At 52.1% G+C, this 22,004-nt stretch carries 17 protein-coding genes; 11 read left to right on the forward strand and 6 right to left on the reverse strand.

What is annotated here, in order from left to right:
• Nucleotides 1-49 precede the first annotated feature (49 nt).
• A complete protein-coding gene (gene glgP / locus ABD07_RS07300; protein WP_160817749.1) occupies nucleotides 50-2,605 on the forward strand; it encodes an alpha-glucan family phosphorylase in 2,556 nt (851 codons plus the stop codon).
• Here glgP and ABD07_RS07305 read toward each other — a convergent pair.
• On the reverse strand, nucleotides 2,569-2,781 hold the full coding sequence (locus ABD07_RS07305; protein WP_160817750.1) for a hypothetical protein: 213 nt from the start codon (nucleotides 2,779-2,781) through the stop codon (nucleotides 2,569-2,571). The two genes, glgP and ABD07_RS07305, sit on opposite strands and share 37 nt — an antisense overlap.
• A 29-nt stretch (nucleotides 2,782-2,810) precedes the next feature.
• On the opposite strand from ABD07_RS07305, the gene ABD07_RS07310 reads away from it, so the two are divergent.
• Nucleotides 2,811-4,166, forward strand: a complete 1,356-nt coding sequence (locus ABD07_RS07310; RefSeq protein WP_160817751.1) for a porin — start codon at nucleotides 2,811-2,813, stop codon at nucleotides 4,164-4,166.
• 107 nt (nucleotides 4,167-4,273) lie between these two features.
• Here ABD07_RS07310 and ABD07_RS07315 read toward each other — a convergent pair whose 3' ends face one another.
• Complete coding sequence (locus ABD07_RS07315; protein WP_240142469.1) at nucleotides 4,274-4,729, reverse strand: hypothetical protein; 456 nt, start codon at nucleotides 4,727-4,729, stop codon at nucleotides 4,274-4,276.
• A 564-nt stretch (nucleotides 4,730-5,293) separates the two neighbouring features.
• Between ABD07_RS07315 and ABD07_RS07320 the strand changes: the two genes are divergently transcribed.
• Nucleotides 5,294-5,674, forward strand: a complete 381-nt coding sequence (locus tag ABD07_RS07320; protein WP_160817752.1) for a VOC family protein — start codon at nucleotides 5,294-5,296, stop codon at nucleotides 5,672-5,674.
• A 69-nt stretch (nucleotides 5,675-5,743) separates the two neighbouring features.
• Here the strand turns inward: ABD07_RS07320 and ABD07_RS07325 are convergent, their stop codons facing one another.
• Nucleotides 5,744-6,319 (reverse strand): hypothetical protein, encoded by a 576-nt coding sequence (locus ABD07_RS07325; RefSeq protein WP_160817753.1) that lies wholly within the window; start codon nucleotides 6,317-6,319, stop codon nucleotides 5,744-5,746.
• Nucleotides 6,320-6,666: 347 nt separating this feature from the next.
• Between ABD07_RS07325 and ABD07_RS07330 the strand changes: the two genes are divergently transcribed.
• The 5 genes from ABD07_RS07330 to ABD07_RS07350 all read left to right on the forward strand — a co-directional run bounded on the left by ABD07_RS07330 (nucleotide 6,667) and on the right by ABD07_RS07350 (nucleotide 11,089).
• Nucleotides 6,667-6,966 carry a putative quinol monooxygenase gene (locus tag ABD07_RS07330; RefSeq protein WP_160817754.1) on the forward strand — a complete coding sequence of 100 codons (300 nt, stop codon included), beginning with the start codon at nucleotides 6,667-6,669 and terminating at the stop codon, nucleotides 6,964-6,966.
• 246 nt (nucleotides 6,967-7,212) lie between these two features.
• Nucleotides 7,213-7,821, forward strand: a complete 609-nt coding sequence (locus ABD07_RS07335) for a sigma-70 family RNA polymerase sigma factor (protein WP_205010669.1) — start codon at nucleotides 7,213-7,215, stop codon at nucleotides 7,819-7,821.
• Nucleotides 7,818-8,660 (forward strand): cupin domain-containing protein, encoded by an 843-nt coding sequence (locus tag ABD07_RS07340; RefSeq protein ID WP_160817755.1) that lies wholly within the window; start codon nucleotides 7,818-7,820, stop codon nucleotides 8,658-8,660. Before ABD07_RS07335 ends, ABD07_RS07340 begins: the two co-directional genes overlap by 4 nt.
• Nucleotides 8,661-8,705: 45 nt before the next feature.
• Entirely contained in the window at nucleotides 8,706-9,599 is an 894-nt protein-coding gene (locus ABD07_RS07345; RefSeq protein ID WP_160817756.1) for an ROK family protein, read from the forward strand.
• 260 nt (nucleotides 9,600-9,859) lie between these two features.
• Nucleotides 9,860-11,089 carry an ATP-binding protein gene (locus tag ABD07_RS07350; RefSeq protein WP_160817757.1) on the forward strand — a complete coding sequence of 410 codons (1,230 nt, stop codon included), beginning with the start codon at nucleotides 9,860-9,862 and terminating at the stop codon, nucleotides 11,087-11,089.
• Between the two features lie 109 nt (nucleotides 11,090-11,198).
• Here the strand turns inward: ABD07_RS07350 and ABD07_RS07355 are convergent, their stop codons facing one another.
• From ABD07_RS07355 to glgB, 3 genes are all read right to left on the reverse strand, one after another.
• Entirely contained in the window at nucleotides 11,199-13,775 is a 2,577-nt protein-coding gene (locus tag ABD07_RS07355) for an SUMF1/EgtB/PvdO family nonheme iron enzyme (protein WP_160817758.1), read from the reverse strand.
• A 1-nt stretch (nucleotide 13,776) separates the two neighbouring features.
• Entirely contained in the window at nucleotides 13,777-14,364 is a 588-nt protein-coding gene (locus ABD07_RS07360) for a toll/interleukin-1 receptor domain-containing protein (protein ID WP_160817759.1), read from the reverse strand.
• 102 nt (nucleotides 14,365-14,466) lie between these two features.
• Nucleotides 14,467-16,632 carry a 1,4-alpha-glucan branching protein GlgB gene (glgB, locus tag ABD07_RS07365; RefSeq protein ID WP_160817804.1) on the reverse strand — a complete coding sequence of 722 codons (2,166 nt, stop codon included), beginning with the start codon at nucleotides 16,630-16,632 and terminating at the stop codon, nucleotides 14,467-14,469.
• 166 nt (nucleotides 16,633-16,798) lie between these two features.
• Here glgB and glgC point away from each other — a divergent pair, with 166 nt between their 5' ends.
• The 3 genes from glgC (at nucleotide 16,799) to ABD07_RS07380 (ending at nucleotide 22,001) form a co-directional block, all read left to right on the forward strand.
• Nucleotides 16,799-18,124, forward strand: a complete 1,326-nt coding sequence (gene glgC / locus ABD07_RS07370; RefSeq protein WP_160817760.1) for a glucose-1-phosphate adenylyltransferase — start codon at nucleotides 16,799-16,801, stop codon at nucleotides 18,122-18,124.
• Nucleotides 18,125-18,196: 72 nt separating this feature from the next.
• Complete coding sequence (locus tag ABD07_RS07375; RefSeq protein WP_160817761.1) at nucleotides 18,197-19,900, forward strand: glycoside hydrolase family 57 protein; 1,704 nt, start codon at nucleotides 18,197-18,199, stop codon at nucleotides 19,898-19,900.
• Between the two features lie 88 nt (nucleotides 19,901-19,988).
• The gene (locus tag ABD07_RS07380; RefSeq protein WP_160817762.1) at nucleotides 19,989-22,001 is read left to right on the forward strand and encodes an alpha-amylase/4-alpha-glucanotransferase domain-containing protein; all 2,013 of its coding nucleotides are present in this window, start codon (nucleotides 19,989-19,991) and stop codon (nucleotides 21,999-22,001) included.
• The last annotated feature ends 3 nt before the right edge of the window (nucleotides 22,002-22,004 follow it).

Genomic DNA, 22,004 nt, shown 5'->3' on the forward strand with positions numbered 1-22,004 from the left:
GGTGCTGGGTGTATCATAGCAACGATCATTCTCAGCAAGGAGAGCCTGCATGTTTCCGCGTACCGCCTTCACCATCACCGTTAATCCTAAAATACCCCCGCGTCTGAAGCGCCTGGAAGAGTTGGCCAATAATCTCTGGTACAGCTGGGATCGCGCCACGCGCACGCTGTTTTCCCGGCTCGATCCGTATTTATGGGAAGCGGTAGGCCATAACCCGAAGGCGTTTCTGAAACGTGTGGACGAATCGGTGTTGCTGAAAGCGACCGAAGACCGGGTTTTTCTCGCCACCTACAATAGCATTCTGTCGACGTACGACTCCTACCATGATGCTTCGGCACTGCAAAACAGCAAGGGCGGATTGAACTCGCAAGATCAGGTGGCTTATTTCTGCTTTGAATTCGGTTTCCACGAAAGCCTGCCGATTTATTCCGGCGGTTTGGGCATTCTCGCCGGTGACCACTGCAAAGCCGCGAGCGATTTACATTTGCCTTTCGTCGCCATCGGCCTGCTGTACCGCCAAGGGTATTTCTTTCAAACCATCGATAGCAAGGGCAATCAGCAAGTCACCTATACCATTTCCGATTTCGAGGATCTGCCCGTCACGCCGGTACTACGTCCGGATGGTTCGGGCTTGCAGATCGAAGTGCCGTTGCTGCACCGGCAAGTGACCGCAAAAATCTGGCAAGCGAAAATCGGCCACGTCACGCTGTATCTGCTCGATACCGATTTGCCGGAGAATTCGCCGCAAGATCGATACATCACGCACAATCTATACGGCGGCGACAGAACCATGCGGATCGAGCAGGAAATCATTCTCGGCATGGGCGGTGTGCGCGCATTGCAGGCGCTCGGCATCCAACCGACGGTTTGGCATATCAACGAAGGACATGCTGCGTTCATGATTCTTGAACGGATTTACAACCGGGTGCAGCAAGGGCTGGATTTTGCCAGCGCCCTGGAAAGCGTCGCAGTCAATACCGTTTTTACCACGCACACCGCGGTGCCTGCCGGGCATGACTATTTCAACGCGGAAATGATGCAGACCTATTTTGACAATTTTTACCGTGGATTGAATATTACACGGGAAGAATTCATGGCACTCGGCCATGTGCCCGGCAGCCCGGATTTCAATATGACAGCGCTGGCGATTCACGGCTCGCGCACGCATAACGGCGTCAGCAAGATACACGGCGGCGTGTCGGCGAATATCTGCCGCGATTTGTGGCCGCAGATCGAGCCGGAAGAAAACCCGATGTCGTATATCACCAACGGCGTGCATGTGCCGACTTTCCTGGCGCAGGAATGGTCCGATCTGTTCGACCGTTATCTCGGTCATGAATGGCGCAACAAAATGTGCGACACCGAGTATTGGTCACGCATCGATACGATACCGGATCATTTGTTCTGGAGCGTGCGGCAATCGCTGAAATCGCAAATGTTTTACGGCATCCGTTCGCGCATCACCGAACAAAACGCCCGGAATCGCGGCTCCGAAGCGCATCTCGACCGGTTGCTGAAGTTTGTCGATCCGATCAACCCGAATGTGTTGACACTGGGCTTCGCGCGCCGCTTCGCCACCTATAAACGCGCAACGTTGTTATTTGAAAACCTCGACTGGCTGCGGAAAATCATCCTGGATCAGGAACGCCCGGTGCTGTTGCTGTTCGCCGGAAAAGCGCATCCCGCCGATGTGCCGGGTCAGGACTTAATCCGGCGCATCAGCCAGGTTGCCAACTTTCCCGAGTTTGAGGGACGGCTGCTGTTAGTTGAAGGGTACGACTTGCGCCTGGCCCGGCGGCTGGTCGCCGGTGTCGACGTCTGGCTGAACAATCCGATTTATCCATTGGAAGCCAGCGGCACCTCGGGCATGAAAGCGGGTATCAATGGCGCGATCAATCTGAGTGTGCTCGATGGCTGGTGGGGGGAAGGTTACGACGGCAAAAACGGCTGGGCGATCAAACCCGGCCCGGAAGATATGGAAGGCGTTGTGCGTGATCAGGAAGAAAGCCGCGCATTGTATGAAATCCTCCAAGATCAGGTGATTCCGTTGTATTACAACCACGGCAAGCTCGGCTATTCGCCGGGCTGGGTCAAAATGGCCAAGCATTCGATGATCTCGCTGCTGCCGCGCTATAACGCGACCCGTATGGTGGATGAATACGTAACCCAATTCTACCGCCCGGCCAGCACCAAAGGCGCGCTCTACTCCGCCAATCAATTCACGGAAGCAAAAAATATCGCCGCATGGAAAGCCAAAATCAAACAAGCATGGCACGGTGTCACGTTACGCCGGCTGGATGCGCCGTGCGAACGCATCGATTTTGACGAAGCGATGAATTTCAAGGTTGCGGCAAAACTGAACAATCTGGCGCCTGAGGATGTCGTCATTGAATTATTGATCTGCCGCCAGTTCAAGACCACACGGCTGTGCAATTTCAACCATTTCAAGTTTACCTTTACCGGCATCGAGGATTCGGACGAGCACTTGTTCGAACTCAAACTGACCCCGGAATTATGCGGCAAGCAGGAGTATTTCATCCGCATTTACCCACATCATCCGCTACTGACTCATCCGCTGGAGATGGGGTTGATGGTGTGGTTGTAACCGGCCGGAACCGGGATCTCGGAAATCACCCGGTGAATACGATAACCGCTACTCCGGTTGCCCCGGAGTAGCGGCCCGCAATGCAGCGTATTACCTCGTTCGCGGTATCTATTCACCATGAAACCGGTAAAATCAGTTATTATCCCGCCCGGTATTTTCAGGCCGTCGTAACTCATTAATGAACCTCTATTATCGCCAGTGAAAGATGAAATATTCAAAATGGCTGTTGCTTGCCGCGGCAAGCAGTATTTTTCAATTTGTTGCTTCCCCCGCTCCACTCCATGCCAGCAATTTAAGCAATCTAAAGAATTTCATTAAAGACAGCCGGGTGGAATTCGGCGGATGGGTGAATGGCGGTGCAACCTTTAATCCGAGTCAGTCAGACGGCTTTAATGGACCGGTTGCTTTCGCCGATCAGGCCAATCGTTTTCAGTTGAATCAATTCAACACGTTCATTCAACGTCAAGTGGTTTCCGAGACCAACAAATGGGATTTTGGCGGGCGATTCGATTTCCTGTTCGGAACCGATGCCGTTTTCACTCAAGCCTTTGGCGTACCCACTTTTGATGTTAATACCGGCGAAGCGCTCAAGCGCAGCAACTGGGATCTCGGCTTGTGTTGCGCTTCTACCAGAACCTACGGCATCGCGTTGCCGCAAGCTTATTTGGAAGCCCATGTGCCCATTGGCAGAAAAGGCATTAATATCAGGGCAGGTCATTTTTACTCCCCGACCGGTTTTGAAACAGTTCCGGCACCCGACAATTTCTTTTACACGCGCGCTTATTCTTTTAATGCCGGTGAACCTTTCACCCATACCGGTTTACAAGCCAGTTATATCATCGATAAAAATTGGTCGATTCTGGGCAGCGCCGTAACCGGCAGCGCCACCGGAGGCTGGGATGGCGGCTGGGACAAACAGCTGGGCAACTGGAGCGGAATTGCCGGTTTCACCTGGAAAAGTGACAACCAAGCCACATCGTTCAATGCCACTGGCACTTACGGCGAAACCTCAACACACAGCAGTGAATCGTGGGGAATGTTTAACCTCGTGCTGCAACACAAAATCAATCCCAAAACCTTACTGGTCTTGCATCATGTGCATGGGTTTGCGGATGGCATTCTATTGAACAATCTGAAATACGCCAATGTAGTCAAAGATACCCAGTGGATGGGATTGGTGACGCATCTGTACTACGATCTGACTGAAAATGTATCGATCGGATTTCGTGGCGAATGGTTTCGCGACAGAGACGGATTCCGCAATCCTTCGCCATTCCGGATCGCAGCGGCAACCAATATTGTCCATGGCGTGCCGGTAAGCTATGCGGGAAATATCAGCAACGTGACGGTTGCGCCTGCCGATTATTACGCGGCCACGGTGGGATTGAACTGGAAAGCGGCTAAAACGTTAAAACTTCGATGGGATCATCTGAAAAAGCTTACCATCCGGCCGAATATCCGCTATGACAGTGTGGATGCCTATCGTACTGTTGCGTACAAACCGTTCGCTGGCCATAAGGATCAGATTTTATTCACGCTGGATTTTGTGCTTCCCTTTTAAGAAGTAGCTTTAAATCAGGGTTTTGACTGGAAATCGATGTTGCAGGTTTTTTGTTGCAGGTCTTAAAGACCAACCACCGAAAAATTCGGTGGTTGTTCGTTACTTACTCAAAGGCCTTTGTTCACAGAACTCTCTGGACTCTTTGAAGTGAGGTCACGATCTTGATTAGCTTTCGCTTTATTTATTACTTCGCCCTTTTGCTCTAACGCCATTTTTCTATGGAAATCAGCATGTATCTGAATTTCCCGCAAAGCCTTTTCGTATTCACGAACGTTTGCTGATGCATGCGATTGAGCTTCTAGACCTTGTCTGCCAAAGTAATAAGGATGCGCTTCATACTCTCTGAGAACTTTTTTATTCTCCCGCAACCTTGCTTTGGTTTCTCTCCCTATATCCTCATAATACTTAACTAGAGCATCATGATCATTATTGGAAATTCCGACTGGCGCAGCGACGGAACTCATGTGTGCGCAAGCGGATAAAATGGAAATTGTTAAGAATAGTGAAAATACTTTCAGTGCTTTTTTGATCGATTTTTTCCAATCGTATATCAATAATGTCATTTTAATTCCTCCAAGGTTCAGTGTAGGTTGGGAAAGCTTTTGTGTATGACAGCAATGCCATTGCACTTGACATCATAGAAACCCTCCGCGCTCGGGCGTTTGTCGAAAAAATCACGACACTTGTGATCATATTTCTCTCCTTCATTAATTGTGAATCAGAAAAAAAACTATAGTTTTTTTGGCAAGGAAAATAGTGCGTTTTACCCATCAAAACCACAGTTCCTGTTGTAGTTATCATTAACCACAATCCATTCAAGGTCATGAAATATAAGACCTTTTTTCAATGGATAATAAATTTTATCATAATCAAAAATGAAAGCCAACAAAATATCTGACTTTTTTACTCGGGAATAGTTCGAGAGGGAAAAAACGGTATGAAAAACACCAAAATAACGCAGCCCACACATGCTTTGCACGCTGCTGGGTAAATGGTAATCTTGTTCAATGCCAGCCCGGTTGACTGGATATTTGGATGCTCTATTGTGCATCCAAGTCGAGGATGTTCAGGCCTTGGTTAAGATAAAAATCCGTTCGAAACAATAAACCCGCAAAGGAGAAATTCACATGAATAATAATCCCGTAGGATGGTTTGAAATTTACGTGCAGGATATGGATCGCGCCAAGCGTTTTTATGAATCGGTTTTCCAAACAAAGCTGGAGCGGCTGGAGAGTCCTGCGGGAATTCCGGTTGAGCTGTGGAGTTTTCCCATGATTAAAGGTCAAATGGGCGCATCGGGTGCGCTGGTGAAAATGGCGGACGGGCCATCCGGCGGAAATGCCGTACTGGTCTATTTCTCCTGTACGGACTGTGCCATTGAAGCGGCGCGCACCGCCTCTGCGGGAGGACATCTAATGCGCGAAAAAATGTCCATCGGCCCCTATGGCTTTATCGCTTTGATCCGCGACACCGAAGGCAACATGATCGGTTTGCATTCCATGCAATAGCGTTCTACTTTCAACCGCAATAAAAAACCCCGCTACACGGAGCGGGGCATCAAACCGGCCGGAATTGAATTATTTGTTACGCACCCCGGCGCGCTTTTGTTCAAGCACCTTGGCAACGGCTTTGATATCGGCTTCGCTGATACCGGCCAGCTCGGCTTGTTGACCGATGATTTGAATGAATTTTGTAATTGTTCTGTCCGGAATATTGCGCCCCTTGTGAATCTTAGGCATCGAACCGCGGCACTTATGGCCGGTATCGAGCACAGTGCCGTCATGCCGTGAAGAACCGCCCAAGTCATGATCCAGCATCATAGCCAGGCACTGCGAAATATCCACGGGGGTTTCCGTCAAATTGCCAAAGAACGATGCGATTTCACGATCGGACAATAAAGCAGGCACGGCATAGTTATGCAAAAACGCCAAAATGCCATAATACCCTCCCAACCTGGCCGCAACCGAATCGCTTCTGATCACGAGGCGCGGTTCGTCCGTGCTGTCACTGGCATCCGTTTGCTGAACGCCGGTCTTGATTTGATCGGCCATAACCGAACCGATGCCATCGATAGCAACGAGCGCGCAAATCAGAGCGATTGCGAGATATTTAACCCATTCCGGTGAAACTTGTCTTGATTGTGCAAACATCATGATTTCCTCTCCTGTTCATTCATTTCACGTTATTGTCTCCAGTGCGCGTTTCCGCTCTCACTGGCAGTCCGTGGAATCCCCGGAAAGTATTTTCCGGGTGCCTCCATTGCACAATACGCAGCCACGTGAAATTTGGATGCAAACCATCACAAGATTTTTGGAATTTCCGCATATTCAATCCATATACAGACACTTAAATCGCACTCGTGAGAGAAAGCCGGTTCACTCAATCATGCAGCAGTCATAGTCCGCTGCATCCAAACCGCAGATTCCTTCGTATAGGTTTGTAGAAGCGATCGCTTTCATATCGCTTGAGATAGCTCATCAACCGGAGGAGGGAAAATTTCATGCCGAAGCAAACTATCAAAGTCGTTGCGCACGTCATCGCGCACACAGACAAAATTCCGCAAGTACAAACGATTTTGCAAAAAATCGTCGCGCCCACACGCCAGGAAGCTGGGTGCTTGAGCTACCAGTTATTGCACCATCGTAATAACCCCGCTACATTTTTGTTCATCGAAGAATGGACAGACGAAAATGCCATCGCCGCACACTTCGGCACGCCGCATATTCAGCAAGCGCTGGCAGAAATAACACCCCTGCTGGCTCAGGCACCGGACATCCAGCGATACACCTTACTGGCCTGACATGTCTATTCAGCCAAATGACACTGAGGAGGAACCCGCAATGGCTGCAACCGGGAGATGTGCATATCCCCAGAAAACTGGCGCGCAGCCGGTTTACCACGCCGTATTATCAGCAATTTCTGGTGTGACGGTCATTCGCTGCTTGAACCAGGAAGCGAGGAAAAATCAAACGCGAACGCATCTGATGATATATTTCAGCACAAGAAATGAACACGGTTAATCATAATGATTAGGGTTTGATCAGCAGTGGCAACAAGCGCTACCAACCGCAGTGACTGTAATGCCGACGATGCGCAAATGCATGCGTGGGTCACCGCTATCGCCGGGCATGACGAACAAGCATTGGCGGAGCTATACGAAGCAACGCTGGCGCGCGTTTATGGCATCGCGCTGCGGATCACACGTAATCCGCAAGCGGCGGAAGAAGTGAGTGAGGATGTGTATTGGCAGTTGTGGCGCGAAGCGCCGCGTTTCGATGCGCAGCGCGGCAATGTCATCGCATGGCTGTTGACGATCGCGCGCAGCCGGGCATTGGATTACTTGCGCAAGGAAGATCATGCTGAACTTTGCGAGGAACCGGAGCTTCTATTAGCCCATGAGCCTTCGCACGACGGCGATCCGCAAGATTTGCTGGCGGCTACGCAGCATAATCTGAAATTAAATCAGGCGTTGCAGCAGCTCGAACCGGTACAGCGGCAATTGGTCGCGATGGCTTTCTTCCGCGGCTTGACGCACGAGGAGATCACCGTTTTCACGGGCATGGCGCTGGGCACGGTGAAGTCGCATATCCGCCGCGCCCTGAAACAGCTGCACGAGGTGCTGGAAGACGATTTAATCAAAGGCTTTGAACGATGAAAAAACCCTACTCATTAGACCCGGACAATCCGCAAGACGCGGAAAAAGTCGAATCGGCTTTGCTGGAGGGATTGGCGTCGTTGCAGCCGAGCACACAACAACGCGCAAAAATCCGCACACAGCTTTTTCAGCGCATTCATGCCAGCACGGCTGCGGAATCGTCGCGCATCACGGTGCGCAGCGATCAAGGCCAGTGGCGCAAGATCCGCCCCGGCGTGCGCGCCAAAACGCTGGATAAAAACAGCCGCGCTTTCCTGCTCGATCTCGAGCCCGGCGCCAGCCTGCCGATGCACCGCCATCATGAAGACGAAGAATGCGTAGTATTGCGCGGATCGGCCAGTCTCGGAGACCTCAGAGTGAGTACCGGCGATTATCATTTGGCCCGCGCGGGCAGCCGGCATGGCAAAATCTCATCGGAAAGCGGCGCGCTGCTGTACTTGCGCGGCATACCGGTAGGCCACACTGCGGAAGTCGCACGCGATCTGCTCACCGCGTTCCTGCCCGGCGAAGGCCGCGAATTGATCACCATCCGCGCCACCGAAGGCGAATGGTCGGACGTAGCGCCCGGCGTCTCCAGCAAACCGTTATACGACGATGGCCATACCCACTCGGCGCTGATCCGCATCGCCGCCGATGCGTGCTGGACCACACCGCAACCGTTACTCGCGCACGATGAAGAATGCCTGTTGCTCGAAGGCGATGCATTCTTCGGCGATACGTTGCTGCGCAGCGGCGATTGGCAACTCGCGCCGGTGGGCTGCGAATCCCGCCCGATCTCGACCGGCAAAGGCGCATTGATCTTCATGCGCGGCGCGTTGGACAACCGGCAATCGCTCTGAAGACTCCCGCGCAATAACTTGAAAAACAATCATTGAGATTTATGCATGCGTATCGGTATTGATCTGGGCGGTACAAAAATAGAAGGCGTGGTGCTCGACCGCAGCGGCAACGAGCTGCTGAGAAAGCGCGTGGACACACGGCAAGCGGAAGGTTATTCCGCCATCCTGCAAACCCTGCGGCAACTCGTCCGCGATCTGGAAGCGGAAGCCGGTACACGCTGCCCGGTCGGTATCGGCACGCCCGGCGCCATTTCGGCGGTAACCGGCAAGATGAAAAATTCCAATACCGTTTGCCTGAACGATCAACCGCTGCTGGAGGATTTGCAGAACATATTGGAACGCCCGTTGCGCATCGCCAACGACGCCAATTGCTTCGCCCTGAGTGAAGCGCTGGACGGCACAGGCAAAGGTTACGGCGTGGTGTTCGGCGTCATCATGGGCACCGGCGTGGGCGGCGGCATCGTGTTCAACGGGCAATTGCACCCAGGCCGCCAGCACATCGGCGGCGAATGGGGGCACAATATCCTGGAATGGAATGGGCCGGACTGCTACTGCGGCCAGAAAGGTTGCGTCGAGACCCTGATCTCCGGCCCCGGCCTGGCCGCCGATTATCACCGACACGGCGGCAATCGCGCATTCAAAGCCAACGATATCGTAACTTTAGCAGCCCAAGGCGATGCCTTGGCGGAAGCCGCCATGCAACGTTTCTTCGACCGCTTTGGCCGCGCCCTGGCGATGGTCATCAACATCCTCGACCCCGACGCCATCGTATTGGGCGGCGGACTTTCCAACATCGACCGGCTCTACAGCGAAGGCCGAAACCGCGTCGCGCATTACGTGTTCAACGACCAGCTCATCACGCCGATTCTGAAAAACATCCACGGCGACAGCTCCGGCGTACGCGGCGCGGCGCAATTGTGGCGGTGCGATGAGATTTAAACAATTATAGGGTGGATAAATATTGCTTCATCCACTATAACTAGAGAATCCGGTGGACACCATCCACCTATAAAACTGGCTTCTGGCAACACGTTTCAGCCGGTGTACGATCCCTCTCAAATTCAATAACCAAACTTGCATAGGTCTCTATGCGTAGCGCCATTATTCCAGCAGATTAAGATAACTCATTACCCATTAATCGGATTGACATCAGGTTTTTCCCCGACTATTCTGAAGTCTGACTTTGGATTAGCCGGAACATGGACAAAAATATCACACGCACTCTCGGTAAAGCGATTTTAGAAGCGAGTTCTCGCTTTAAAGTCATTTTACTAACCGGACCACGTCAGGTTGGCAAAACCACGCTATTGCAAGATATCCGGGAACCATCGCGCACTTATATCACGCTGGACGATCTCTCCCTGCGCATGGCCGCGCAGCAAGACCCGGCAAGCTTCATCGACAGACTGAATCTTCCGGTTCTGATTGATGAAGTACAGTACGCACCGGACCTGTTTCCTTACATCAAAATGACGGTTGATAAAACCAAACAAAATGGACTGTTTTGGCTCACAGGATCGCAACAATTCGACATGATGAAGAATGTCACGGAATCGCTGGCGGGACGCGTCGCGCTGCTGCAACTGCAAGGCATTTCATTAGCGGAAGAACAAGGCCGTAGCGACGATCCGCCATTTCTGCCCGATCTGGTATTACTCAAATCCCGCCAGAAAACCGCAAAACCGCTAACCGTGCCGGAAGCCTATCACAAAATATGGCGCGGCTCGTACCCGGACATGGTGGCGCAACGCAACGATCAGCACTGGGAACAATTCTACAGTTCCTATGTTTCCACGTATATCCAGCGGGATGTGCGGGAGTATCTGAATATCAACGACACAGCCGCTTTTCACAAATTCATGCAAATTGCCGCCGCGCGCACCGGCCAACTCATCAATTATGCGGATATGGCAAGGGATACCGGCGTCAGCGAAGTGACGATTAAAACATGGCTGAATGTTCTGCACGCCTCCGGGATTGTCTACTTACTCCAGCCCTATTTTAACAACCGCACCAAACGGCTGGTCAAAACACCCAAACTGTATTTCATGGATACCGGTCTTTGCGCTTATTTGACTGGCTGGTTGAATGCCGATGTTCTGGAGCGCGGCGCAATGTCAGGCGCGATATTGGAAACCTGGGTTATCACGGAAATCATCAAGTCCTACTTGCATCATAGCCGCAGCCCCCGGATCTATTTCTACCGCGACAAGGAAAAGCGGGAAATCGATCTGCTTATTGAGGAGAACGGAATACTCTACCCAGTCGAAATCAAAAAAACCGCTGCACTTCACAATATGAAATTTAAAGGATTTAGCATGCTCGAAAACCTCAACACGCCGGTTGGGCATGGCGGAGTGATCTGTTTTGCGAATACCCTGATACCGGTATCCGATAATGTGGATGCGATACCGATGGGGTATTTGTGATCAAAACTCCGGTCTATGGCGCTTTGCTTGATTCGCTCCACAGAACCGAAAAACCGGCAGGGGCTACGCCCCTGCACCCCGCAAAGGGCAAAAGCACAAAGAACAAAGATCAAAAAACCCTGGCGATACGAAAACCCAGGTAGTTGTACGTCCCATCGGTGCTGCCCCTGAAACGGAAAGCCGATCGCAGGTTCTGTGGAATGTCGAGCCACGAACCGCCCCGAACCACCCGGCGGCTGCAATCGCCACCGTCTTTCTCCAGCCAAACGGAGCCGTCATCCGGTGCATTGTGATAATTCTCATGCCAGCAATCCTGCATCCATTCCCAGACATTGCCGTGCATGTCGTATAAGCCGAACGCATTCGGCGCAAACGACCCAACCGGTAATGTTTTTTCATGTTTCTGGGCAAAATTGGCTTGATCGGGATTAATCGTTTCCCCGGTTTGGAATGGTGCTTGGGTTCCGGCGCGGCAAGCGTATTCCCATTCCGCTTCGCTCGGCAGACGATACAATTGACCAGTCTGTTCGCTCAACCAGGCACAGTACGCTTGCGCATCGTGCCAAGAAACGTTGATCACCGGGCGGTTTTCCCGCCCCCAATCATTATCAGCAGGTGGTTTTCTGCCGGTTGCTTCGCAAAAGCGATCGTATTCAGCAAAAGTGACCGCATAAACGCCGAGTGCAATAGGTTGTGCAATGGTTACTTCATGTTGCGGCCCTTCACGGGCTAATCGATTGGATTCACTACCGGGCGATCCCATCAAAAAACGGCCTGCGGGAATGACCGTCAGCAATGGCCCTTCGCCACCGGATTTGAGCTTATCGCGGAAAGTCTTGGAGCTAAAATGCAACCGCAATGAATCCAGAAGCTCGGTCAATCCAGGATATTTCGCTTGATTTTTCCATCCGGCAAGATCTGCGGCAGCTATTCGGCCAAACCCGTAGGGATATTCTACTGACTCAATCAATACCGGAAACAAAATGTCTTTGCGTTTGCCGTATTCCGCCTCTTCTAAAACAAAGTCGCTTTCCCTAGAAGCCGAAGACCACAGCACCACTACAGCACGCGCAGCATGCAGTGCACGTTCGATTTGCTTATGCCACTGCCTGCCTAATGCAGTTTGCCGATCCAGAAATACCGTCCATCCTTGTGCTTCCAATTTTCGTGCAAGCCGTTCCGCAACGGGAAAGTCTTGGCGGGCATAGGCGATAAAAATATCTATTGTCAGTGTCGAATCGTGTTGCCTCGAAGACATGGATGTAAGTGCTTCATCGTCTCCAGTAACGTCTAGCACACGCCGCAGCACGGGATAAATTTGCTCCTCATGCCAATTTTGCGGATCAAGAAAAATCGCATTAAAATCCGCCAGACGGGTTCTGGCAAATACATAATTTGCATCGGACAACACGATTGGAATAATCGTTTTTGGTTTAGCGCTTCTTAAGCTAAAGCGCAGTAATTGCTCGATCTCAAGCTGTTGCGCCGAGGTATTGTAGTAGGCCTGACCAATTACCACGATGTATGCATCCGCTGATTCAGCTTCGGACAAAAACGCCTTATCCAGATCGACCGAATCAGATTCTTTCGGAAATCCTAACACCTCAATATCTTTGCCACCCATCTTGCGCAGCGATTCGACAAGCTGCCGAACCGTATCCGCATATTCTTGTAGATAGGAGATATATACTTTTGCAACTTTTCCAGCCTTTTTTTGCAAATTCTTTGCAACGGAACGAGCGGCATGAATATATTCTTCCCGGCTGGAAACCAGTAAATCCACATTCGCAAATTTTTGCAGTATTAATGCTGCAATCGTCTCACACGCATAACCGGCCGCTTGACTGGATGTCCGTGTACCGCTGCTACCCGCCGCTTCGTGCACTGCTGCAAGGTCTTCGCCGAACGTCCAGCGCGGCACATAAGGAATCGTTAATAAATCGATCAGTTTCAATGGATCAATACCCTGTGGCATCCAATTTTCCAGAAAGGGCGTTAATTCTTTTTTGAAACGTTCCCGCCATTGTTGAGCACGATCGTATTCTTCGCGCTGTTCAAAGCGTGCCGGGATTGGCAAAGGTAAAAGCGCGGGACGATCCAGCGGCAGTTGTCTTCTTGCATTCATGGCTCGCGTAACAACATCGGCACAGCCTTTTAAACTTTGCTCGTTTGCTGTAAACATAAAAGCAAGAATGTCCGGCAGTTGCGCTGTTGTTAGGCCGCTAAAATCAGTCACGCCAGTACGGCTATCGACAAGCACCACATCAAACGACTCTAACCAGCTAGACCTCAGCGTTTCCAAGTGTTCACCAAGATTGTGGGCACTATACAATTCATCCCAATTGAGTTTCTGCACGATCGCCGTGTAATCGGCACCGTTTGACGATGCGGCTGGCATGATCTCTAAATGCCCGATAATATCGGGCAACTCTACCGCGCTTGTGTAAGCGCTCAGAGATTGCGGTTTATCCTGCCGGCAATCTTCCAGAAAATCCAGAACACCGGCTTTCATTTCTGCGGTGTACGGTGGTGCAAAGTAGTGATTCAAACCGGGCGCCTCGATATCCCAATCGACGACCAATACCCGAGCACCCCATTGCGCCAAAATAACAGCCACATTGGCCAGTGCAAAACTCCTGCCGACACCGCCTTTGTACGAATAAAAGGTAACAACATTCCCTGCCATCTCAGATCACCGGACGTTGCATCGTTGTGGGCTCCAGTACCGGCAGTTCAGCAATCGGAAAATCTGCACGCCAGGCTGGAATATCATTCAACCTCGCAACCAAATCCTCCGCCACTTGTTTTACCAAATCATCGAATTCCAAATATTTCGGAGTGTTTCTAAAGGCTTCGTCGGGATAGTTCAGCTGTGAAAAATCCTTCCGGTATTGCACGATTTTCGCTTCTGGATGGAAATAATCGCCATCCGAATAGCGAATTGGATAAACAAGTCCCTGAGTATGATCATCAGTAAAAAGACCAAGCTGCTTCTGTCGTTCGCGAAAGCTTACCCATTCGGCCATGCACCACGTGGATCGGAAATAATCGGCTGACCAGATACTCAGTAGCAAGCCCGAAGCTTTTATTTTATTTCTCAGCTCGGCAGGAAAGTTAACGCCGTCAGCCATTTTGAAATCACAGAAGACCTCAACATTTCTGGGTGCGATTTCATTTAATCTTAACTGGAGTCGCGGTACCAGATGATTTTTCACCCATCCCCCAATTGTTTCCGTTCTGCGATATGAAACAAAAATGTCAAATTTATAAGTCATCTTATATTGAGTGCGATTATTAGGACTAAATATAGCTTTAGTTGCTTCGAATCACCATATATTAAGTTTTAATGTATCTACTTTGGCCGGTAAGAATTGCGTTCACTGTTGCTGTAAAGAAAAAACAACCCCCGCCAGCGGCGGCAACGTAATCGCAATCGAATCAGCAAATCCCATCCAGGGCATTTGCACGCTGGCGATGCTGCCTAAATTGCCAACATTGCTGCCACCGTAATAGGCGGAGTCGCTGTTGAAAACTTCCTGATACGTACCGCTGGCGGGAACGCCGATGCGGTAGCCGTTGCGCGGAACGGGGGTGAAGTTGAGGATGACCAGCACGAATGTGCCGTCTTTGCCGCGCCGCAGGTAGCTGATGGTGGATTGATCGGCATCCTGGCAGTCGATCCATTGAAAGCCTTCGGCGGCGAAGTCGAGTTGATGCAAGGCCAGGGTGTTTTGATAGCAGCGATTCAAATCGCGCTGCGCGGCTTGCACGCCGGCATGCAAGGGTTGTTGCAGCAAACCCCAGTCCAGCTCGGCGCTTACACGCCATTCCTGCCGCTGCGCGAATTCGTTGCCCATGAAAGTGAGTTTTTTGCCCGGACAGGTCATTTGATAGGTCAATAACAGGCGCACATTGGCGAATTTCTGCCAATCGTCGCCAGGCATTTTGTTGAGTAGCGAGCCTTTGCCGTGCACGACTTCATCGTGCGAGAACGGCAGGACAAAGTTTTCGCTGTACGCATAGAGCTGGCTGAACGTGAGTTGATCCTGATGATAGCGCCGGTAAATGGGGTCTTGGCGCATATACGATAAGGTATCGTGCATCCAGCCCATGTTCCATTTCATCGAAAACCCCAGGCCGCCGACGTAGGTCGGGCGCGACACTGCCGGCCAGGCGGTGGATTCTTCCGCCAGTGTCAGCGCGCCGGGAAATTCGCCGTGTACCAGGACGTTCAGATCGCGCAGGAAATCGATCGCTTCCAGGTTCTCCCGGCCGCCGTATTTGTTCGGCAGCCATTCGCCTTCTTTGCGCGAGTAATCGAGGTACAGCATCGAAGCGACCGCGTCGACGCGCAATCCATCCAGATGAAATTCGGACAGCCAGTAATGTGCGCTGGACAGCAGAAACGACTTCACTTCGTTGCGCCCGTAATTGAAAATGTACGTGCCCCAGTCCTGGTGAAATCCCAGGCGCGGGTCTTCATGCTCGTACAACGCCGTGCCGTCGAAGCGCGCCAGCGCGAACGCATCCTGTGGAAAATGCGCGGGCACCCAGTCGAGCATCACGCCGATTCCCGCTTGATGGCAGGCATCGACAAAAAAGCGGAAATCATCCGGTGAGCCATAACGGCTGGTGACGGCAAAATAGCCGGTGGTCTGGTACCCCCACGATTCGTCCAGCGGATGTTCCGAAACTGGCATCAGTTCGATATGCGTGTAGCCCATGTCCACCACATAGGGCAGCAGATGCTGCGCCAGCTCGCGGTAGTTATAAAAACGCCCATCGGGATGACGCTTCCACGAACCGGCGTGCATCTCAAAAATATTCAGCGGCGCGTGCAGCCAGTCCCAGTTCTCGCGATGGGTCATCCATGCCGCATCGTGCCAGTCAAAACCGCTATCCGCAGGCGCCAATGCCGCCGTCTGGGGGCGCAGTTCAAAGCGCTGGGCATAAGGATCTGTTTTGATCAGGACTTCACCGCTGGCGCGGTTGCGAATCTCGAATTTATACAATGAACCGGGCGGCAATTCCGGAATGAACAATTCCCAGACACCGCTGGCGTGATGCACGCGCATGGGATGCATGCGCCCGTCCCAGCGATTGAAATCGCCGACCACGCTGACGCGCTCCGCATTCGGCGCCCACACCGCGAAACGCATGCCTTTCACCCCGGCATTGCTGACAGAATGCGCGCCAAGGGTGCGATACGTCTGCCATAACTTGCCTTCGTTGAACAAGTACAAATCGTGATCGGAAATTTGCGGTGCAAAAGCGTACGGATCGAATAACTCATAAACGATATGCCGCTCCCCTTTTTTCTCGATGCGCAAACGGTAAGGCATAGCAGGCGCAGTGTCTCCGCGCCACTCAAAAATCCCATCCGGATGGATGCGCTGCATCGGCTCAAAACCGGCCGCCGTCCTGATCCACACCTGTACGTCATAGGGACGGAACACCCGCACCAGTGTTTGACCCTGCTCACGGTGCAGCCCGAGGTAGGCATAAGGATCGTGCAAGCGCGCATCGAGCAACGCATTTTGCATGACATTGGTTTTTCTGACTGTAATCACATTAGTTGACCGGTTGGCTGATATCTCGTGAATTATAACGTGTCTGCTCTTTGACTTAAGACAATTGAACCGAAAGCTTGATGTGAGAAAGTGCCATAATACGATACTATATCGACATGCATTAGAAAGGGACATCGCGATGGACAATCATAATGAACCGCACTATGCCGGTGAATCCCAGGCGCAAAACAAAACCGGCAGTCACTTCCACAGCAATATTTCGCACGACACTCTGGCACTGATTCTGGCCGGAGGACGCGGCAGCCGCTTGCATCAACTGACCGATTGGCGCGCCAAACCGGCGGTTCCCTTTGGCGGCAAATTCCGCATCATCGATTTCCCGCTTTCCAATTGCGTCAACTCGGGTTTCCGGCGCATCGGCGTGGTCACGCAGTACAAGGCTCAGAGCCTGATCCGCCATATCCAGCACGGCTGGAGTTTTCTCGATGGCCGCTTCAAGGAATTTATCGAACTGTTACCCGCGCAGCAGCGCACAGCCGATGAAACCTGGTATCAGGGCACAGCCGATGCGATTTTTCAGAATATCGACATCATGCAGCGCCACGCGGCCAAATACGTAATGATTCTGGGCGGCGATCACATTTACAAAATGGATTACAGCAAACTGCTGGCCGAGCATATCCAAAAAGGCGCGGATATGACGGTGGCTTGCCTCGAAGTTCCGCTGGAAGAAGCCACCGCTTTCGGGGTGATGGGTGTCAATGCGGCCTGGCAGGTCACCAGCTTTACCGAAAAACCGGCACATCCGGCGCCGATACCGGGTCAACCGGAAAAAGCGCTGGCAAGCATGGGCATTTATGTGTTCAACGCCGCATTTCTCTACCAGCAATTGATCCGCGATCATCAAACTCAGGACTCATCGCACGATTTCGGCAAAGACCTGATTCCTTACCTGGTGCCACGCTACCGCGTCTTCGCGCACCGCTTCCAAAACAGTTGCGTCAACATGGCATCGGATACAGTGCCGTACTGGCGCGATGTGGGAACGATCGACGCGTATTGGGAAGCCAACGTCGATCTCGTCAGCGTCACCCCGCAGCTCAATTTATACGATGCCGACTGGCCCATCTGGACGCATCAGGAACAATTACCGCCCGCCAAGTTCGTTTTCGACGACGACGACCGCCGCGGCCAAGCCTTGGATTCTTCGGTATCGGGCGGTTGCATTATCAGTGGCGCGACGGTGCGCCGTTCCTTGCTGTTTTCCAATGTCAAAGTGAATAGTTTCAGCAGTGTGGAAGACTCGGTCATACTGCCCGATGTGGTGGTCGGCCGGCATGCGCGCTTGCGCCGTGTGGTGGTGGAAAAAAAATGCGTCATTCCCGAAGGATTGGTGGTGGGCTATGATCCCGATGAGGATCGCAAGCGGTTTTATGTCACCGACAGAGGTATTACCTTGATCACCCCCGAAATGCTGGGACATGAAATCCACAAGGCCTGCTGACCCGGTCTGACGAACGTAACCGATGAAACACCTCTCTAATAACAATAATTCAGCGGGTATCACCATTTTTAAATGAAGCAATTAAATCTAGTTTTACTGTGGCACATGCACCAGCCGGACTACCGGGATTATGTCACCAACGAATTTGTGTTGCCGTGGGTATATCTCCATGCCATCAAGGACTATACCGACATGGCGTATCATCTGGAAATGCACCCGCGCACCAAAGCGGTGATTAATTTTGTGCCGGTGCTGCTGGATCAATTGGAGGATTTCTCCACGCAATTCTCCACCGGGCAAATCCGTAGCCCTTTGCTGCGTTTGTTAGCAACGCCCGACTTGGAACACATTTCCATCCATGATCGCTTATACGTGTTCGACAGCTGTTTCCTCAGCAACCACACCACCATGCTGCAACCGTATCCGGCCTATAAGCGTTTGCACGAGCTCTACCAGATGTTCAACAAACGCAGCGAAAGCGAACTGACTTACTTCTCCGGGCAATATTTAGCCGATTTGCTGGTGTGGTATCACTTGGCGTGGATGGGCGAAAGCGTGCGCCGCAACAACGAGTTTGTGATGAAAATGATGGCGCAAAGCCAGGAATTCAGCTACGAAAACCGCTTGCAACTGTTCAATCTGATCGGTGAATTGATCCGCGAACTGATCCCGCGCTACCGCAAACTTGCCGAATCCGGCCAGATCGAGTTATCCACCACGCCGCATTATCATCCGCTCGCACCGCTACTGATCGATTTCGCTTCCGCCCGGGACAGTCAACCCGGCGTGACGCTACCGGAGCACCAACTGTATCCGGGCGGCCGCAGCCGTGTCGCGTTTCATCTTTCTTCGGCTATCTCCAGTCACACTCAGCGTTTCAATGAGCAACCCACCGGCATATGGCCGGCCGAAGGCGCTTTGTCGTCGGCGTTACTGAAAATCTTTGCCGAGCAAAATTGCCAATGGAGCGCCAGCGGCGAAGGCGTACTGGCCAATAGCTTGCACGCTTCTTATCCGGATGCGCCGTTACCGGACCGCAACGAGTATTTATACCGCCCCTACCAAGTCGATGGAGAATCCGGGCAAGTCACCTGCTTTTTCCGCGACGACCAGTTGTCCGATTTGATCGGCTTTGAATACGCCAAATGGTTTGGCCGCGATGCCGCGGAAAATTTTATCCAATCGCTGGAGCGGATCTACCATGGCACTGCCGCTGGCGAGAATCCGGTGGTCAGCGTGATTCTGGATGGAGAAAACGCCTGGGAGTCGTACCCTTATAATGGCTTTTATTTTCTCGACGATCTCTACGGTTTGCTCGAGAACCATCCGTTTATCCGCACCACGACGTACCGGAACTATATCGCCGATACGGAGAAAACCAATATTATTAGAATATTGCCAACGCTGGCGGCCGGTAGCTGGGTATATGGCACCTTCTCAACCTGGATCGGCGACAAGGAAAAGAATCATGCCTGGGATATGCTCTGCGCCGCCAAACAGAGTTTTGACCTGGTGATGCAAAGCGATCGTTTAAGCGATGAAAAGAAAATCGAAGCCAGCCGGCAATTGGCCTCCTGCGAAAGCTCGGACTGGTTCTGGTGGTTTGGCGATTACAATCCGGCGCATTCGGTCGCCAGTTTCGATCATCTGTTCCGGTTGAACCTGATGAATCTGTATCGCTTACTTAAACTGCCGGTACCGCCGGCATTACAGGAATCGATTAGCAAAGGCAATGAGCAAAACGAAGCAAGCAGCGCCATGCGGCGGTCTTCATAACATCTGATCAGCTCCAACTGCATCGCGCAGTTATGGAGCCGGGTGTGCGGTCGCGCTGGTTTTTAAAAACGACTACCAGGATCATTGAATGTCACAACGTGTATCGCTACTTTTCGGTGTGCATGCACACCAGCCCGTCGGTAATTTTCCCGAAGTGCTCGAAGACGCGCATCTGCGCTGTTACAAACCGTTTCTGCAGGTGCTGCACCGCTATCCGGATTTCCGTTTTTCCGTGCATTTCTCCGGCTGGCTGCTCGATTACCTGCTACAACGTTTTCCCGATGATGTGGCGTTACTGCACGACATGGTCGCGCGGCGGCAAGTGGAGTTATTCGGCGCTGGCGATACCGAGCCGGTACTGGCGGTCATTCCCAACCGCGACCGCACCGGGCAGATTGATGCCTTCTCCAATAAATTGGCGGCAAAATTCGGTCAACGCCCGCAAGGCGCATGGCTCACCGAACGCGTGTGGGAATCCACCGTCGTTCCGTCGCTGGCGGATTGCGGCATCCGCTATGTCACCGTGGACGACTACCATTTTCTCTGCGCAGGCAAAACACCGGAGGAATTAAACGGTTATTTCACCACCGAGGAAGATTCCCATAAGCTCGACTTATTCCCTATTTCCGAATCGCTGCGCTACAAAATTCCGTTTTCCCCGGTCGAGGAAACCATCGCCTATCTGGAATCGCTCGCCGGTCAGCATGCGCAAAACACCCGTGCGGCAGCGATTTATTTCGATGACATCGAAAAATTCGGTATCTGGCCGGAAACCTACCAGTGGGTATACGAAAAAGGCTGGCTCGAGCGTTTTATTCAAAGCGTGCTGGCTTCGGACAAAATCAGTACGCAGCACTACAGCGAATATCACGCCAGCGAAAAAACCCGCGGCATCGTCTACCTGCCCACGGTTTCATACATTGAAATGAACGAATGGACCTTGCCCGCGTCATCCGCCAATACTTACGCGGATCTGGTGCAGCAAGCCAAAACCAGTGGCTGGTACGAACACAAAAAAGCGTTTTTACGCGGCGGCATCTGGAAAAACTTCTTCTCGCGCTACCCGGAATCCAACTGGATGCATAAGCGCATGCTGAGCCTATCGGCACGGTTGAACGCGCTGCCGGAAAAACATCGCAGCGCACTGATGCAGCAAAAGCTTTACGAATCACAAGCCAACGATGCCTACTGGCACGGCCTGTTCGGCGGGCTGTACCTGCCACACCTGCGCCGCGCCGTGTACAACGCGCTGGTTGAACTGGAAGCGTTGCTCGATGCGTGCGCGCCGCGCGCGGCGTATTTCACCGAAGACACCGATCTGGACGGCGTGGAAGAAACTTATTTACACAATGGTGTTCTGCAAGCCGTGCTGAAACTGGATCAGTTTGCCAGTATTTGCGAGCTGGATGCCTATCCGCTCCGGCATAATTTTGGCGATACCTTGCGCTGCCAGGTCGAACACTATTATCAAAAAATTCTACCGGGCGCGGGCGCTCCATCCAGCCAAACAGCCAGCGGCATCGCCTCCGCGCATGACCGGATCAGCTACAAGCATGAAATCAGCGCCGAAGACATTGTGCCGGACGACCATCCGCGCAATCTGTTCGTCGACCGCCTGGATGGCATGTTCATCACCTACCGCTCTTTGGCCTCGGCGCTTGAAAACAACCATTTCCAGTCGGAAAACACCGCCTATCCGGTGCATAAACTGATTCTGCTGGACGGCAACCGGCTGCAAGTTACTTATCATTTCACCGCCAAGCTGGCGCACAGCTTCAGCACCGAAATCAACTTGGCGATGCCGAGCTGCGATGGTGTCGGCGGACGCTATATTTATCAGGGTAAAATTCCCGGCGGCTTTGGCCAGTGGCTCGAATTGACCGGGCTATCCGAACTTACGCTCGACGATGATACCTTGGGCGGCAGTGTCACACTGACGACATCTCACCCGGTTACATTACGCGCTCACCCGCATTTCTCGGTGTCGCAATCGGAAAGCGGGTTTGAAAAAATTATGCAGGCAACGACGCTTATCCTGGAATGGCCAGTCACCGCGCCGGAGCTGATCGTCACGTTGCAAATCAATACACGCAAACCGTAATCC

Origin of the sequence: Nitrosomonas oligotropha (assembly GCF_009833085.1) — a bacterium.
Lineage (GTDB): Bacteria > Pseudomonadota > Gammaproteobacteria > Burkholderiales > Nitrosomonadaceae > Nitrosomonas > Nitrosomonas oligotropha.